General features: G+C 63.4%; 15 protein-coding genes. 12 read left to right on the top strand and 3 right to left on the bottom strand.

Features of this window, described 5'->3' with window-relative positions:
* Positions 1–31: 31 nt before the first annotated feature.
* Together ABEA58_RS11890 and ABEA58_RS11885 are read right to left on the bottom strand one after the other, a co-directional pair.
* Entirely contained in the window at positions 32–535 is a 504-nt protein-coding gene (locus ABEA58_RS11890) for a copper chaperone PCu(A)C (protein WP_345551771.1), read from the bottom strand.
* A gap of 1 nt (position 536) precedes the next feature.
* On the bottom strand, positions 537–1286 hold the full coding sequence (locus ABEA58_RS11885; RefSeq protein WP_345551769.1) for an N-acetylglucosaminyltransferase: 750 nt from the start codon (positions 1284–1286) through the stop codon (positions 537–539).
* A gap of 169 nt (positions 1287–1455) precedes the next feature.
* On the opposite strand from ABEA58_RS11885, the gene ABEA58_RS11880 reads away from it, so the two are divergent.
* From ABEA58_RS11880 to coq7, 11 genes are all read left to right on the top strand, one after another.
* Complete coding sequence (locus ABEA58_RS11880) at positions 1456–3303, top strand: protein-disulfide reductase DsbD family protein (protein WP_345551767.1); 1848 nt, start codon at positions 1456–1458, stop codon at positions 3301–3303.
* A gap of 242 nt (positions 3304–3545) precedes the next feature.
* A complete protein-coding gene (gene aroQ / locus ABEA58_RS11875; protein ID WP_345551766.1) occupies positions 3546–4001 on the top strand; it encodes a type II 3-dehydroquinate dehydratase in 456 nt (151 codons plus the stop codon).
* A 28-nt stretch (positions 4002–4029) separates the two neighbouring features.
* The gene (gene accB, locus ABEA58_RS11870; protein WP_345551764.1) at positions 4030–4491 is read left to right on the top strand and encodes an acetyl-CoA carboxylase biotin carboxyl carrier protein; all 462 of its coding nucleotides are present in this window, start codon (positions 4030–4032) and stop codon (positions 4489–4491) included.
* A 14-nt stretch (positions 4492–4505) separates the two neighbouring features.
* Positions 4506–5846, top strand: coding sequence for an acetyl-CoA carboxylase biotin carboxylase subunit (accC, locus tag ABEA58_RS11865; RefSeq protein ID WP_345551762.1), 1341 nt, complete (start codon positions 4506–4508; stop codon positions 5844–5846).
* Positions 5847–5998: 152 nt separating this feature from the next.
* The gene (gene prmA, locus ABEA58_RS11860; RefSeq protein ID WP_345551761.1) at positions 5999–6880 is read left to right on the top strand and encodes a 50S ribosomal protein L11 methyltransferase; all 882 of its coding nucleotides are present in this window, start codon (positions 5999–6001) and stop codon (positions 6878–6880) included.
* A gap of 109 nt (positions 6881–6989) precedes the next feature.
* Positions 6990–8153 carry a DUF3426 domain-containing protein gene (locus ABEA58_RS11855; RefSeq protein WP_345551759.1) on the top strand — a complete coding sequence of 388 codons (1164 nt, stop codon included), beginning with the start codon at positions 6990–6992 and terminating at the stop codon, positions 8151–8153.
* Positions 8154–8346: 193 nt separating this feature from the next.
* Positions 8347–9345 (top strand): tRNA dihydrouridine synthase DusB, encoded by a 999-nt coding sequence (dusB, locus tag ABEA58_RS11850; protein ID WP_425563533.1) that lies wholly within the window; start codon positions 8347–8349, stop codon positions 9343–9345.
* Complete coding sequence (gene fis, locus ABEA58_RS11845) at positions 9342–9650, top strand: DNA-binding transcriptional regulator Fis (RefSeq protein WP_425563532.1); 309 nt, start codon at positions 9342–9344, stop codon at positions 9648–9650. Before dusB ends, fis begins: the two co-directional genes overlap by 4 nt.
* A gap of 213 nt (positions 9651–9863) precedes the next feature.
* Complete coding sequence (purH, locus tag ABEA58_RS11840) at positions 9864–11435, top strand: bifunctional phosphoribosylaminoimidazolecarboxamide formyltransferase/IMP cyclohydrolase (RefSeq protein WP_345551758.1); 1572 nt, start codon at positions 9864–9866, stop codon at positions 11433–11435.
* A gap of 127 nt (positions 11436–11562) precedes the next feature.
* The gene (gene purD / locus ABEA58_RS11835) at positions 11563–12849 is read left to right on the top strand and encodes a phosphoribosylamine--glycine ligase (protein ID WP_345551756.1); all 1287 of its coding nucleotides are present in this window, start codon (positions 11563–11565) and stop codon (positions 12847–12849) included.
* Between the two features lie 78 nt (positions 12850–12927).
* Positions 12928–13572, top strand: a complete 645-nt coding sequence (gene coq7 / locus ABEA58_RS11830; RefSeq protein WP_345551754.1) for a 2-polyprenyl-3-methyl-6-methoxy-1,4-benzoquinone monooxygenase — start codon at positions 12928–12930, stop codon at positions 13570–13572.
* A gap of 188 nt (positions 13573–13760) precedes the next feature.
* Here the strand turns inward: coq7 and ABEA58_RS11825 are convergent, their stop codons facing one another.
* Positions 13761–14168, bottom strand: a complete 408-nt coding sequence (locus ABEA58_RS11825) for an OsmC family protein (RefSeq protein WP_345551753.1) — start codon at positions 14166–14168, stop codon at positions 13761–13763.
* A 329-nt stretch (positions 14169–14497) separates the two neighbouring features.
* On the opposite strand from ABEA58_RS11825, the gene crp reads away from it, so the two are divergent.
* The gene (crp, locus tag ABEA58_RS11820) at positions 14498–15133 is read left to right on the top strand and encodes a cAMP-activated global transcriptional regulator CRP (protein WP_345551751.1); all 636 of its coding nucleotides are present in this window, start codon (positions 14498–14500) and stop codon (positions 15131–15133) included.
* The last annotated feature ends 203 nt before the right edge of the window (positions 15134–15336 follow it).

Below are 15336 nucleotides of genomic sequence, written 5' to 3'. Positions count from 1 at the left end.
GTCATCAACAGCCGGCCCACTGCAGCATCTATTATCCATGAGAGTGATGATGATGCGATTTTTGTCCCTGCAGGCTGCGCACCGGCAGCCTCACCTCGCGGGTCTCACCGCTGGCAAAGCGCAGCCGCAGCGACAGCATATCACCGGCCCGTAACTGCACCCCCTCCAGCATCACATGCAGGCCACCCGGGCTCATCTGCACGGTCTGGCCGGCGGCAATGGCAAGCTGCGCCAACGGTCGCATACGGCTGATACCGTCGCGCACCTCGGTGATATGCAGGCTCGCCCGGGCATTATCTATGCCCATCGCCGAGACTTCCACCAGCACCAGCTGCCGCCCTGCTGCGGCCCGATTGGCCAGCTCCAGGTAAGCCGCACTGGTGGAAAGGCCCGGCAGCGTCTCGCGCACATAACCGCTGACGGCCAGTGTGGATGACACGCCGCTTTCAGCAGCCATCGCCACCCTTGCAGCGCCTGCGCAAAGCGACATCAGCAGCAGTGTGAACAGCAGAGCCTTCCTGATGGCGGTCATCATGTCAGTTTCCTCCCGGTGCCATAAGAATGACGCGGGGCGGACTGCCAAGGCGGATGTCGCCGCGCACCCGGTAGCCTGTCACCGCCTCACGCAACTGCTGGTAGACCCAGCGGCCCTCCTCGTCACTGCGGGCGACGATGATCACGCGCAGGTCCTCGCGACGGATACGCTGTGCGGTCTCCCTCAACAGTGCGCTGACCGCCTCGCTGCGCGAAGCTAGCGAAGCCGCCGGCAGTGAAACCGCCTCGCCCTGGGGGATATCGGTGCCGGCGCGGGCGCGCTCGCGGGCCATCTGGCTGCGCACTTCCGCCGCCAGCGGGTTGCCCGGGGCCAGATCCTCGGCCTGGTTCAGGTAACTCGCCACCTCAGCAAAGGCGCGGCGGCGCAGCGCATCGCGGGCGCGCTCCACCAGCTCGATCACGATCCCCTGTATGCCCGTGGCGGCACGGGAGTTAGCCGGGTCCAGTTGACGCACACGCAGGTAATAGTCAAAGGCGCTGGCACCCGCCGGCTGCGTCAAGAATCCCTGCCGCTGCGCCGCTTCCGCCCGCTGTAAAAAAAAGGCGATATTGCGCTGGCGGATTTCTTCCGGTGAAGGCCCCACCACCCCTGGCAACGGCACAGCCCGGGGCGAAGGCACCGGCGGCGTGGTCACGCAGGCAGCCAGTGCCAAGCTGGCTGTAAGCACCCCGATTCTGCGCCAGGAAACCTGTTCCGAGAACACCGTCGACTCCACTGTTGTTTTTCTCACCCGGCCCGACCACTTATACTGACCGGCCCGGCCCGCCGAATCTGAACTGGCAGCGCGCCTAGCAGTCAAATGGCGGGCCATCTGATAACGGCCAGACAAGCGCAACCAGCGCTGCTGCGGGACTATTTCACCCGACCACTCCATCCGACTATAAAGAATTTTGAAGACCATGGCTGCGATCAGCGACCGTTTCCAGCAATTTTCCCGGGTTCTCACGGCCTTTCTAGCCTTAACGATACTGACACCCGCCGGGGCAAGTGCCCAGTCGCCCTTCGCTGACGACCCGCCCTGGGCAGCCCAGGACGCCTCCTTCCTGCCGGTAGACCAGGCCTATAAGCAGGAATTCCTGTTCATCGGCGACAACGCCAGCGTCATCTTCCAGATCGCCCCGGAATACTACCTCTACCGGGACAAGCTGGCCCTCTATCGGCTGGAAGCGGACAGTAAAGTCGCCCTGCCGCTGGCGCTGCCGCAGGGGGAGCTCATCTGGGATGACTACTTCGAAAAAGAGACCGAAGTCTACCGTCAGCAGCTGGAAATTCCGCTGACACTGACAGGAACGGATCGAATCCAGCTGGAACTCCACTACCAGGGCTGCGCCGATGCCGGCCTCTGCTACCCGCCGCAGGTGCGCCGCTTCACTGTCGATCCCGGCAACGGTACCGCCACACCCATCGATATGGCTGGCGCTTTCTCGGCGGCCGCCCCGGCAACCTCGCCACCAAATGCAGTGCAAAATACGGTCCAGAGCTCTTCGCTGACGGCCAGCGCCGGCGACAGCGCCGCCCTCGGCCTGCCCCTGGCCATGCTGCTGGCCTTTCTCGGCGGCCTGATTCTGAACTTCATGCCGTGCGTTTTCCCGGTACTGTCCATCAAACTGCTGTCGATCACACAGGCCAACCATCACAGCCGCGCGCGCCACTGGCACGGCTGGGCCTACAGCGCCGGCGTGGTGGGCAGTTTTGTCGCCATTGCCACCGTCATGCTGGCCCTGCGTGCCGGGGGGCAGGCGGTGGGCTGGGGTTTCCAGCTGCAATCGCCGGCGGTGGTGGCGGGGCTTGCCTACCTGTTCTTTATCATGGGACTCAGCCTGTCGGGGCTCACGGAGATCGGCGGACGCCTGATGGGATTGGGCCAGGGCACCGGCAACCCGCGCCAGCTGCGCGGGTCTCTCGCCACTGGCGCCCTGGCGACACTGGTGGCCAGCCCCTGCACCGCGCCGCTGATGGGCTCCGCCCTCGGATTTGCCGTGACCCAGCCGGCAGCCGTGGCCTTGCTGGTGTTTGCGGCGCTCGGCGCCGGCATGGCGGCGCCCTTCTTGCTGCTGACCTATGCCCCCGGCCTGATTGAGCGCCTGCCGCGCCCCGGCCCGTGGATGGACCGGCTGAAGCAATTGCTGGCGTTTCCCATGTACCTGACCGCCGTATGGCTGCTGTGGGTGCTGGGCCGGCAGAGCGGCAGCGACGGTGTCGCGCTGGTGCTGGCTGGGGCCGTGGCCATCGCCTTTGCCCTGTGGCTGTGGCCGCGCCCCCAGTGGCGCTGGGGCAGCGGCGGCCTGGCCCTGCTGGCGCTGCTCGCCGCGCTGACCGTTTTACCCCGACTGGAACCCGCCAGCGGTGCCGCCTCCGCACAGTCCAAGTCCGACTACTGGCAACCCTACTCCCCGCAGCGCCTCGAAGAAGCGCGCCGCGAGGGCAAAGCGGTGCTGATCAACATGACCGCCGCCTGGTGCATCACCTGCCTGGCCAATGAAAAGGTGGTCCTCTCCAGCGACCCGGTGAGCCGGGCCGTAAACGATCTCGATGTGGTCGCACTCAAAGGCGACTGGACCAACCAGGACCCGCAAATCACTGAGTTGCTGGCGCGCTACGGGCGCACCAGCGTCCCCCTGTATCTCGTCTACCCCGCCAATGGTAGCGAAGCCCGCATCCTCCCCCAGATGCTGACCCGCGACGGCCTGATCGCACAGCTGCGCTCTGCCGCCGCCACCGAGCCCGCCACCGCGACTCCGCGCTAAACCAGCCCCACCCGGCAAAAAAGACAACCCCTGCGGCTTTCTTGCCTGCAACGGCGAGGAAAAGTGGGGTAACTGCGTCTAACGTCAAATCTTGACCGCTCAGCCATGGACACAGGGTCACTTTTCCGGCACACTCGCCTCAAAACAGGGCATGATTGATCGAAAGCGGGACTTTGCCCGCAAGATTGCCGACATTCCCTGCCATTTTGTGACCAAATTTCAGATTTCCTTCAGAGCAAGCCATGGCGAGACTTCTGCTGCTGCACGGCCCCAATCTCAACCTCCTCGGCACCCGCGAGCCCGAGATCTATGGCGCCACCACTCTGGATGAAATCAATCGGGAGGCGCGCCGCCTGTGCGAAGACGCCGGCCACCAGCTGGAAACCTTCCAGAGCAACAGCGAAGGCGCCCTGGTGGATCGCGTTCAGGCGGCCCGGGAGGAAGGCATCGCGTTCATCGTGATCAACCCCGCCGCCTACACCCACACCAGCGTGGCTCTGAGAGACGCCCTGGCCGCGGTCGCCATCCCCTTTATCGAGCTCCACCTGTCGAATCCCCATGCCCGCGAGGCATTCCGGCACCGCTCTTATCTTTCCGACCTTGCCCGCGGCGTTATCTGCGGGTTTGGAGCACACAGCTACACCCTGGCGCTGCAGGCGGCCCTACAGCAGCTCGCAGCAGCGCCACAAAACCCATAAAGCAAAAAAACACCGCGAGTGAAGAACTATGGATATCCGCAAAATTAAAAAACTGATTGAACTGCTCGAAGAGTCCGACATCGGCGAGCTGGAAATCAAAGAGGGCGAAGAATCCGTCCGCATCAGCCGCGGCTCCAACGGCGCCGCACTGGCTGCCGCGCCGATTGCCCCGGCCCCGGTAGCAGCCCCAGTCCCTGCCGCCCCCGCACCGGCAGCACCCGCCGCCGAAGCGGCGGAGTCCGCACCGGCGCTCAACGGCCACGCCATCAGCTCCCCCATGGTGGGCACCTACTATGCCGCCCCCAGCCCCGGCGCCGCGCCTTTCGTCAAGGTCGGCCAGCAGGTGAAGGTGGGCGACGTGGTCTGCATCATTGAGGCCATGAAGATGATGAACCAGATCGAGGCCGACAAGGCCGGCACCATCGAGAGCATTCTGGTGGAAGATGGACAGCCGGTGGAGTTTGACCAGCCCCTCGTGACCATCGTCTGATCGGGGTAATCGGCATGTTTGATAAAGTACTCATCGCCAACCGCGGCGAAATCGCACTGCGCATCCTGCGCGCCTGCAAGGAAATGGGCATCTCCACCGTTGCCGTCCATTCCCAGGTGGACCGGGATCTGAAGCATGTGCGGCTCGCCGACGAGGCCGTCTGCATCGGCCCCAATCCCTCGACACAGAGCTACCTGAACATCCCCGCGATCATCTCCGCCATGGAGATTACCGATTCCATCGCCGTGCACCCGGGCTACGGATTTCTGGCCGAGAACGCCGACTTTGCCGAGCAGGTGCAGAAGAGCGGCTTCACCTTCATAGGCCCCGATGCCGATGTCATCCGCCTGATGGGGGACAAGGTGTCCGCCATCGCCGCGATGAAAAAAGCCGGCGTTCCCACCGTCCCCGGCTCCGACGGCCCGCTGCCCGCCAATGGCGAGCGCTGCTTGGAGATCGCCCGCAAGGTGGGGTATCCGGTGATTATCAAAGCCGCCGCCGGTGGCGGTGGCCGCGGCATGCGCGTGGTGCACACCGAGGCCGCCCTGCTGAACGCCATCTCCGTGACCCGCACGGAAGCCCAATCCGCCTTCGGTGACGGCACGGTTTATATGGAAAAGTTCCTGCAGAACCCCCGTCACGTGGAGATCCAGGTGATGTCCGACGGGCAGGGCAATGCCATTCACCTGGGTGATCGCGACTGCTCCCTGCAGCGACGGCACCAGAAGGTGCTGGAGGAGGCTCCGGCACCGGGCATCCCCGATGAAGTGCGCCAGGAAGTCTATGACGCCTGCGTAAAAGCCTGCGTGGATATCGGCTACCGGGGCGCCGGCACCTTTGAGTTCCTCTACGAGGACGAGCGCTTCTACTTTATCGAGATGAATACCCGCATTCAGGTCGAGCACCCGGTGACCGAGATGGTCACCGGTGTGGACCTGATCAAGGAGCAGATTCGTGTCTGCGCCGGGGAAAAGCTCTCCATCAAGCAGGAAGACATCGTCATCCGCGGCCACGCCTTCGAATGCCGCATCAACGCCGAGGATCCGAGAACCTTCTTCCCCAGCCCCGGCCGGGTGAACAACTTCCACGCTCCCGGCGGACTGGGCGTACGGGTGGACTCCCACCTCTACTCCGGTTACTCGGTACCACCGAACTACGATTCCATGATCGCCAAGGTGATCACCCACGCGGAAAGCCGCGAAGCCGCCCTGGCGCGGATGCGCGTGGCCCTGTCCGAGCTGATCGTAGATGGCATCAAGACCAATATCCCCCTGCAGGAGGAACTGGTCACTGATGCCGGCTTCGCCCAGGGCGGAGTGAACATTCACTACCTGGAAAAGAAGCTGGGACTGTAACCAGATCGCGGGCGCCGGACACGGCGCCCTTGCCTCCGGCCACCACTCACCTTACCTTTGCGGCCCTAGCGCCCTGCCCGACGCCTGCGCTGCCACGGGCAACCTCCTTTCGCTCCCAAATCCCATAGACCGTATCCATTGGAGATGACCCCATGCCCTGGCTGCAACTGCGCGTAGATACCGATCGCCAACAGGCGACACGCATAGAAGACGCCCTGCTGTTCGCCGGCGCCGTCTCGGTGACCCTGCAGGACAATGCGGACCAGCCGATTCTGGAACCGGGGCTCGGCGAGGTGCCGCTCTGGGACCAGACCCGGGTCACAGGCCTGTTTGACGCCGAAGTGGACACCGCCGTGACCGAAGCCAGAGCCGCTGCCCACCTGTGCGAGTCCCTGCCCAACGCGCGCTGGGAGCAACTGGAGGACAAAGACTGGGAGCGCGAGTGGATGGCCCACTACCAGCCCATCCAGTGTGGCGAACGCCTGTGGATCTGCCCCAGCTGGTGCGCACCGCCCGACCCCGCGGCCGTCAATCTGATGCTCGACCCGGGGCTCGCCTTTGGCACCGGCACCCACCCCACGACCTTCCTCTGCCTGCAGTGGCTGGCAGCAGAGCCGGTGGCGGGCAAGAGCGCCATCGACTTTGGCTGCGGCTCCGGCATCCTCGGCATCGCCGCGCTGCTGCTCGGTGCCAGCGAGGCCCGCGGCACGGATATCGACCCGCAGGCGCTGCTGGCCAGCCGCGACAATGCCGCCCGCAACAATGTGCCGGCAGAGCGCTTCCCGGTATTCCTGCCGGAACAGATGCCCGGGGAACCGGCGGACATCATGCTGGCCAACATCCTCGCCGGACCGCTGGTGGATCTTGCCCCGCAGCTGCTGGCGCTCACCAAGGTGGGCGGGCGCCTGTGCCTGTCAGGGGTGCTGGTTTCACAGGCGGATCAGGTGCGCGCCGCCTACCAGGGCCAGGTGGCCTTCGACGAGAATGCCAGCAAAGAGGGCTGGGTCTGCCTGTCGGGCACCCGCATCCGCTGATAACCACCGCCGCACGGCTGAACACCTGCCCAGAGCTGTTCGGCCGCACTTACGCCGCCGCGCCGCTCACTGGTAGACTTGACCATCGCTTTCAGACCGACGAACTTTCATGTCGCAACTGGTAACCCGCTGCCCCCACTGCAGCACCTCTTTCCATGTCAATGAGCAGCAGCTGCGCGCCGCCCGCGGTGCCGTGCGCTGTGGCTCCTGCCTGCAGGTGTTCCGCGCGGACGAGAACATCCTGCTCAGTGAGAGCAGCCCCGAAGCCAAGAAAAACCTGGATGCCCTGCTCGAAGACGACGACTTCCTGATCCACGACGATCTCGATTTCGATGGCGAGGACGAGCCCTCCCCCCCCACCATGGCCCCGAACAAGTCCCAGGGGGCGAAGCGCCGAAAGAAAGAGCGCGATGACAAGCCGCTGATCGCCGACGCCTTCGAGGACTGGGAGGAGCTATCGGGAAGCAGTGGGCATGGCAAACACCGTGCGGACGAGGCAGAGGAGCAGATCTCCGACTTTCTGCTGGACGACGATGACACCAGCCCCAAAGACAACCCCTGGGGCGAAGTCCCCCACGACCAGCCCCACACGCAGCGCGCCCGCCGCGCCCTCGCCGAGCGGCGCGCCATGGGGAAAAGACTGCGCGAGATAGGCGCCACTGGCGCTGCCAGCGCAAAGGGCAAGGGCAGCCAGCCCAACAGGGAGGCGCCATGGTCCGGGCGGGAGCAGCTGATCTCCTCCATCGAACCCGCACCTCTTGAAGTACGCTGGCAACCGCAGCGGGAGCGGCGCGTGCCCGGCTGGATATGGTGGCTGCTGGCGCTGCTGCTGAGTGCAGGACTTCTGGCCCAGCTGATGTTTTTCCGCTTCGACAGCCTCAGCAAACACGAGCCCTGGCGCACCCTGTACAGCCAGGTCTGCCCGCACCTCGACTGCCAGCTGCCGGAGCTTGTCGATACCAGCGCCATCCGCACCTCCAACCTGGTTGTTCGCAGCCATCCACAGCGGCAGGACGCGCTGGTGGTGGACGCCGTGCTGCTCAATACCGCCGGCTTTTCCCAACCCTTCCCGGCGCTGCTGCTCTCCTTCAGCGACATCAAGGATCGCCCGGTCGCCAGCCGCATCTTCACCCCTGCCGACTACCTGCAGGGAGAACTGGCCGGGCGCACCCTGATGCCTGCGGGGAACCCGGTCCATATCGGCCTGGAAATTGTCGATCCCGGCCCCGAAGCGATGAACTACCAACTGCGGATAGCCCCGAGCAAGCGCTAGAAGCGCCGCCGAGTCGGCGTATTTCTCAGCAAAAGCTGCGCAATACTCGCGCACAACGCACACCGCACAACCAATTTGCGCGATTTTTCGCTTTTCCATTCCCAGGGCAGTCGCTATGATATGCGGCTCTTTTTGCCCGAGCCATCCCGTGCGGGAGCGCGGCTCTCTTGGCGTCCAAACCGCGGAGCGAGACGTGTCCAGCAACATTGCCATCGGCCCCTATGCTATCGGCAATCCGGTAATCCTGGCCCCCATGGCCGGCGTCACCGATCGCCCTTTCCGGCAATTGTGCCGGCAACTGGGTGCCGGTCTGGTGGTCTCGGAGATGGTCACAGCGGACACCCGCCTGTGGAACAGCCGCAAATCCCGATTCCGCCTCGATCACAGCGGTGAGAAAGCGCCGATTTCGGTACAAATCGCCGGCGGCGACCCGGAGATGATGGCTGCGGCAGCGCGGGAAAACGTGCGTCGCGGCGCCCAGATCATCGATATCAACATGGGCTGCCCGGCGAAGAAGGTCTGCAAGAAGGCAGCCGGCTCCGCCCTGTTGCGCGACGAGAGGCTGGTGGCGGATATCCTGCAGGCCGTGGTCCAGTCCGTTTCCGTACCCGTGACGCTGAAGATCCGCACCGGCTGGTGTCCGGAGACCCGCAATGGCGTCACCATCGCCAGAATGGCGGAGGACATCGGCATCTCGGCGCTGGCGGTACACGGGCGCACCCGGGCCTGCGGCTACCACGGTCAGGCCGAATTCGATACCATTGCCGATATTGTATCCAGAGTGAAAATTCCGGTTTTCGCCAATGGTGACATCACCGGTCCGGCACGGGCGCGACAAGTGCTCGATTACACCGGTGCCGCTGCAGTAATGATCGGCCGTGCAGCACAAGGACGGCCATGGATCTTTCGGGAAATTGCCCATTACCTCGCCACCGGCGAGCGGCTGCCCGAACCCTCACTGGAAGAAGTCAGGGATATTTTGCTCGCCCACTTGGGCGAATTGCACCGTTTTTACGGTGAAGTGATGGGGGTCCGTATCGCCCGCAAGCACGTTGGGTGGTACCTGAAGACACTCGCCAACAGCGAGTCCTTTCGCAAGACCTTTCTCCAATTGGATAGCGCAGAAGCACAACATGCCAGCGTTCAGACCTGGTTTGAACGCCGAATAAATAGAGGGGCACAAGCGGCATGAATAACGAAGCACTGATTCAGGATGCCAATAACGATGAGGTATCCACAGGGGGACAGACTCAACTGGCACAACCTCAGCAGCAATCGCTGCGCGATGCCGTTGAGCAGGCGATGGAAAACTATTTCCGCCATCTGGACGGCCAGATGGTGACCGACGTTTACGATATGGTTCTGTCCGAAATCGAAGCGCCGATGCTGGAAGTGGTGATGAAGAACACCCGCCACAACCAGACCCGGGCCGCGCAGCTGCTGGGCCTGAACCGCGGCACCCTGCGCAAGAAGCTGAAGCGCTACGGCCTGCTGTAAACGCAAGCGGGTTTTACCGCTGAATACTTGAGGGGGGATGAGGCTACTCATCCCCCCTCGCTATTTGCTGGCGACAGGATATTCCCGCCAGCCGCCGCCCACTGACACCGCCCCGGACCTTAGCCCCGCTGGCCAGTCAGTTAAGCGGCCTCTCCCGTCGCTTTCGGGGACGGGAGAGCTACCCTTTTCAGAAACCCAAATGGACCAAGTGCTATGACTGACAAGGTTGCGATCCGTCGCGCGCTGATCAGCGTTTCAGACAAAAGCGGAATCGTGGAATTCGCCCGGGAACTCTCCGCCATGGGCGTGGAAATCCTCTCCACCGGCGGCACCCACCGCCAGCTCAAGGAGGCCGGCATTCCGGTGGTGGAAGTCTCCGACTACACCGGCTTCCCGGAAATGATGGACGGGCGGGTCAAGACCCTGCACCCCAAGGTCCACGGCGGCATCCTCGGTCGTCGCGGCACCGACGACAGCATCATGTCAGAGCACGGTATCACGCCGATTGATATGGTGGTGGTCAACCTCTACCCCTTCGCCCAGACCGTTGCCAAGCCGGACTGCACCCTCGCCGACGCCATCGAGAATATCGATATTGGCGGCCCCACCATGGTCCGCGCCGCGGCCAAGAACCACAAAGATGTGGCGATCGTGGTCAATGCCAGCGACTACGACGGCATCATCGCCGAGATGAAGGGCTGTGATGGCGCCCTGAGCCACGCGCGCCGCTTCGACCTCGCGGTAAAAGCCTTCGAGCACACCGCCGGCTACGACGGCGCCATCGCCAACTATCTGGGCGCCATCGAGGATGGCAAAAAGCAGCCGTTCCCGCGCACCTTCAACAGCCAGTTCATCAAAAAGCTGGACCTGCGCTACGGTGAGAACCCGCACCAGCAATCGGCCTTTTACGTCGAGGCCAACCCGGCCGAAGCCAGCATCGCCACCGCGGAACAGCTGCAGGGCAAGGAGCTGTCCTACAACAACATCGCCGATACCGATGCCGCGCTCGAGTGTGTTAAAGCGTTCGACGAACCCGCCTGCGTCATCGTCAAGCACGCCAACCCCTGCGGCGTCGCCATTGCCGACTCCATCGGCAAGGCCTATGACCTGGCCTTCGCCACCGATACCGAGTCCGCCTTCGGCGGCATTATCGCCTTCAACCGCGAGCTGGACGGCGATACCGCCAGGACCATCGTCGAGCGCCAGTTTGTCGAGGTGATCATCGCGCCATCGGTGTCCGCAGAGGCCCGCGCCGCCGTGGCGGAGAAAAAGAATGTGCGCCTGCTGGTGTGCGGACAGTGGGGCGAGACCCGCCTGCCGACCCTGGACTACAAGCGCGTCAACGGCGGCCTGCTGGTACAGGATCGCGATGACGGCGTCATCACCGCCGCGGACCTCAAGGTGGTCAGCAAGCGCCAGCCCAGCGAGGAAGAAATCCGCGACCTGCTGTTCACCTGGAAAGTGGCCAAGTTCGTCAAATCCAACGCCATCGTCTACGGCAAGGATGGCCGCACCATCGGCGTCGGCGCCGGCCAGATGAGCCGCGTGAACTCCGCCCGCATCGCCGCCATCAAAGCCGAGCACGCCGGCCTGAAGGTCAAGGGCTCCGTGATGGCGTCAGACGCCTTCTTCCCCTTCCGCGATGGCATCGACAATGCCGCCGCCGTCGGCATCAGCTGCGTGATCCAGCCGGGCGGCTCAATCCGCGACGAGGAAGTCATCGCCGCCGCCGACGAGCACGACATGGCCATGGTCTTCACCGGCATGCGACACTTCCGCCACTGACCGGCTCTTCCCGGCAAGCCGGCCCACGGGCCGGCTTTTTCTTGCCTACCCGGTTTCCGGGCTAGAATAGCGCACCTTTAAATTTCAACGCTTTTTAATTCAACGCCTTCAAGAGGGGGATTCCGGAATGAACATACTGGTTATTGGCGCCGGCGGCCGCGAGCACGCCCTGGCCTGGAAAGCGGCCCAAAATCCCGCCGTCGACACCGTGTTCGTGGCCCCGGGCAATGCCGGCACCGCCCGCGAGCCCAAAGTGCAGAACCTGGCCATCGGTGTGGACAACTTCTCCGCTCTGGCCGATTTCGCCGAAGCCAACAATGTCGAGCTGACCATTGTCGGCCCGGAAGCGCCGCTGGTAGACGGCATCGTCGATTTCTTCAATGGCCGCGGTCTGGCCATCTTCGGCCCCAGCAAGGCGGCCTCGCAGCTGGAGGGCTCCAAGGCCTTTACCAAGGACTTTCTGCAGCGCCACCAGATCCCCACCGCCGATTACCGCAACTTCACCGAGGTGGAACCGGCACTGGCCTTCATTCAGGAAAAAGGCGCGCCTATCGTGGTCAAGGCCGACGGCCTGGCCGCCGGCAAAGGGGTCATCGTTGCCGAAACCGAAGAGCAGGCGGCGATGGCGGTGCGCGACATGCTGTCCGGCAACGCCTTCGGCGATGCCGGTTGCCGGGTCGTTATCGAGGAGTTCCTCGCCGGGGAGGAAGCCAGCTTCATCGTTATGGTGGACGGCGAGCATATTCTGCCAATGGCCACCAGCCAGGATCACAAGCGCGTCGGCGACGGCGACACCGGTCCCAACACCGGCGGCATGGGCGCCTATTCCCCGGCGCCAGTGGTGACCGACGAAGTCTATGAGCGCATCATGAGCAAGGTGATCGAGCCCACCGTCAAGGGCCTCGCCGCCGAGGGCATGCCCTATACCGGTTTCCTGTACGCGGGCCTGATGATCGACCAGCACGGCGAGCCCAAGGTCATTGAATACAATTGCCGTTTTGGCGATCCGGAAACCCAGCCCATCATGATGCGGCTCAAGTCCGACCTGGTTGCCCTGTGTCAGGCTGCCCTGGACAAGAAACTCGACCAGGTCAGCATCGACTGGGACCCGCGCCCGGCGCTGGGTGTGGTGCTGGCGGCCAACGGCTATCCGGGCAGCTACCGCAAGGGTGACGCCATTTCCGGACTGGACCGGGCCGACAGCGACAATGCCAAGATCTTCCACGCCGGCACGGCGCTGGACGGTGAGCGGGTGGTCACCAGTGGCGGGCGGGTACTCTGCGCCACGGCGCTGGGAGACACCGTCGCCGAAGCCCAGGACAATGCCTACCAGTGCGCCAAAGCGGTTCACTGGGATGGCATGTTCTACCGCAAGGATATTGGCTACCGTGCGGTGGAGCGGGAACGCTCCTGAGCACACGGGCGGGCGGCTGAAATGCTCAGCCACCCGCCTATTGCACAGAAGGTGTCAGAGCAAATATGGGGAATAACGATGAGTGAGCGCAGACTGACCGGCCTCGACCGGCTGCTGATCCAGGCGGACCGCGCATTGCGCACCCTGAGCCCCGGCGCACCCAGTCACGGCCGCCCCTCGCCGGCTCGCGGCGAAATCGAGAGCGAGATGACAGAAGCCGAGCGTCGCCATGCGGCCGGCCTTATGCGCGTCAACCACAGTGGCGAGGTCTGTGCCCAGGCCCTCTATCAGGGCCAGGCCCTGACCGCCAAGCTGCCGCAGGTACGCGGGGAGATGGAGCGCGCCGCAGACGAGGAAATCGACCACCTGGCCTGGTGCGATCAGCGCCTGCGGGAACTGGACAGCCGCCCCAGCCTGCTCAACCCCCTCTGGTACGGCCTCTCTTTCGGTCTCGGTGCCGCCGCCGGCAAAGTCAGCGACCGGGTCAGTCTCGGCTTTGTCGCCGCCACTGAGGAACAGGTGTGTAAACACCTGGAAAGTCACCTGCAGCGACTGCCGGCACAGGACGCGAGAAGCCGCGCCGTCGTCGAGCAAATGCGCATCGATGAACAAGAACACGGCCACGCCGCCTTGAGTGCTGGCGGCGCGCGCTTTCCGGCACCGATGAAGGGGGTGATGACACTGGTCTCCAAGGTAATGACCAGTATCAGCTACCGCATCTGAGCACGGGGCGCGGTGCGCCCATTTGCTTAGCCATCGGCCTGTTGTTCTTATCAACTCTGCACGTCAATTCTGCAAGCCGCGGGCCCCTTGGCCCGCATTGGACTTGCTGCACGGCCGCTCAGGCTCAGGCTCAGGCTCAGGCCCCAGAGGCTAAAGCCTCATCAGGCACATGACTTAGGGCTAACGGCTCAGACCTCCTCGATTAGGAAGCTGTGGCTGATCTCCACGCCGGCATTGCGCAGCATGATCGAAGCCGAGCAATATTTCTCCGCAGACAGCTCAACCGCACGGGCCACCTGAGCCTCTTTGATGTTGCGGCCTTTCACCACAAACTGCATCTCAATGCGCTCAAAAGGCGAAGGTACCGTATCCGGGCGCACCCCATTCAGCTCGCAATGACAGGAAACCACGTCCTGGCGGCTCTTCTTCAGGATGGAAACCACATCGTAAGAGGCGCAGCCACCAACCCCCAGCAGGATCATTTCCATGGGGCGGATACCATTGTTCTTCTCACCACCTTCCATCACCACGGAATTGCCGCTGCCAGCCTCACCCACAAACATCAGCCCGTCGACCCAGGTCACCTTACCCTGCATACACCCTCTCCTTATCCACTTATCAGCTGCCCAAAACAGGCGGCGAAGCTTAGCACAGAAGACGAAAAAAACTTTCCGGCAGGTTTTCCGGTATAGTGCCAAACGGCAGAACAACGGATGCCAAGCGCCTTGGCGCAGCAATCAACTTCCACTCCGTGCAGGGAAGTCAACATCCATAATCCAGCAAGGCGTAACAGGTCACACTGCAACGCTTTGCCCGCCAAGACCCCTGTCGGGGGCGGGTTTTTCACGTCATAATCCGCACACCCCCGCAGAACCCACTTTCAGGCTTGGGTCGGGCAGTAAGAGTGAACCATAGGAGTCGATTCGTGACGGTTGCTACAGAAGAACCCCTTTCCAGCGGCAATATCGAGGATCTGCTCGCCCATTGCCACCGCCGCCGCTACCCAGCCAAGAGCACCATTATCTATGCCGGCGATCGCTGCGAATCCCTGTATTTCATCATGCGCGGTTCCGTCACCGTACTGATCGAAGATGATGAAGGCCGCGAGATGATCGTTGCCTACCTCAATGACGGTGACTTCTTCGGTGAGATGGGTCTGTTCGACCAGGACACCCGCAGCGCCTGGGTGCGCACCAAGACCGAGTGTGAAGTGGCGGAAATTTCCTACAGCAAATTTATGGAACTGAGCCGCCAGCAGCCTGAGTTCCTGTTCGCCCTGGCCACGCAGATGGCCAGTCGCCTGCGCAGCACCACGCGCAAGGTGGGCGACCTGGCGTTCCTCGACGTCACCGGGCGCGTGGCCCGCACCCTGCTGGACCTGTGCAACGAGCCAGACGCCATGACCCACCCCGAAGGCATGCAGATCAAGATCACCCGCCAGGAAATCGGCCGCATCGTCGGCTGCTCCCGCGAAATGGTGGGCCGAGTGCTCAAGACCCTGGAAGACCAGGGGCTGGTATCGGTCAAAGGCAAGACCATGGTGGTCTACGGAACCCGCTGACGGTTTCTGCCAACGGCACTATTGATGTCGACTGCAATGGAAAGGGCGATCCACTGGGTCGCCCTTTTTCATGGCTCTGTCCCGTCCTGAAACACCCCTTCGTTCGATGCGCAGGCTGCCGCTAGCAGCGATGCCAGACGGCGCCACACCATAGCGCTAACTGACGACATGACACCGGCAATAAGCTGGGGGCTCAAGGTGGC

Source organism: Microbulbifer aestuariivivens, from assembly GCF_039545115.1.
GTDB lineage: Bacteria > Pseudomonadota > Gammaproteobacteria > Pseudomonadales > Cellvibrionaceae > Microbulbifer > Microbulbifer aestuariivivens.
The sequence above is the reverse complement of the archived record's forward strand: the minus strand, read 5'-3'. Positions and strand labels throughout refer to the sequence as shown.

What these genes read in the sequence shown, in the direction of transcription:
- coq7 (WP_345551754.1), top strand. Translation starts at nt 12,928, where the DNA reads ATGAGTGAGCGCAGACTGACCGGCCTCGACCGGCTGCTGATCCAGGCG.
- ABEA58_RS11855 (WP_345551759.1), top strand. Translation starts at nt 6,990, where the DNA reads ATGTCGCAACTGGTAACCCGCTGCCCCCACTGCAGCACCTCTTTCCAT.
- fis (WP_425563532.1), top strand. Translation starts at nt 9,342, where the DNA reads ATGAATAACGAAGCACTGATTCAGGATGCCAATAACGATGAGGTATCC.
- ABEA58_RS11825 (WP_345551753.1), bottom strand. Translation starts at nt 14,168, where the DNA reads ATGCAGGGTAAGGTGACCTGGGTCGACGGGCTGATGTTTGTGGGTGAG.
- accB (WP_345551764.1), top strand. Translation starts at nt 4,030, where the DNA reads ATGGATATCCGCAAAATTAAAAAACTGATTGAACTGCTCGAAGAGTCC.
- purD (WP_345551756.1), top strand. Translation starts at nt 11,563, where the DNA reads ATGAACATACTGGTTATTGGCGCCGGCGGCCGCGAGCACGCCCTGGCC.
- aroQ (WP_345551766.1), top strand. Translation starts at nt 3,546, where the DNA reads ATGGCGAGACTTCTGCTGCTGCACGGCCCCAATCTCAACCTCCTCGGC.
- accC (WP_345551762.1), top strand. Translation starts at nt 4,506, where the DNA reads ATGTTTGATAAAGTACTCATCGCCAACCGCGGCGAAATCGCACTGCGC.
- purH (WP_345551758.1), top strand. Translation starts at nt 9,864, where the DNA reads ATGACTGACAAGGTTGCGATCCGTCGCGCGCTGATCAGCGTTTCAGAC.
- ABEA58_RS11880 (WP_345551767.1), top strand. Translation starts at nt 1,456, where the DNA reads ATGGCTGCGATCAGCGACCGTTTCCAGCAATTTTCCCGGGTTCTCACG.
- ABEA58_RS11890 (WP_345551771.1), bottom strand. Translation starts at nt 535, where the DNA reads ATGATGACCGCCATCAGGAAGGCTCTGCTGTTCACACTGCTGCTGATG.
- prmA (WP_345551761.1), top strand. Translation starts at nt 5,999, where the DNA reads ATGCCCTGGCTGCAACTGCGCGTAGATACCGATCGCCAACAGGCGACA.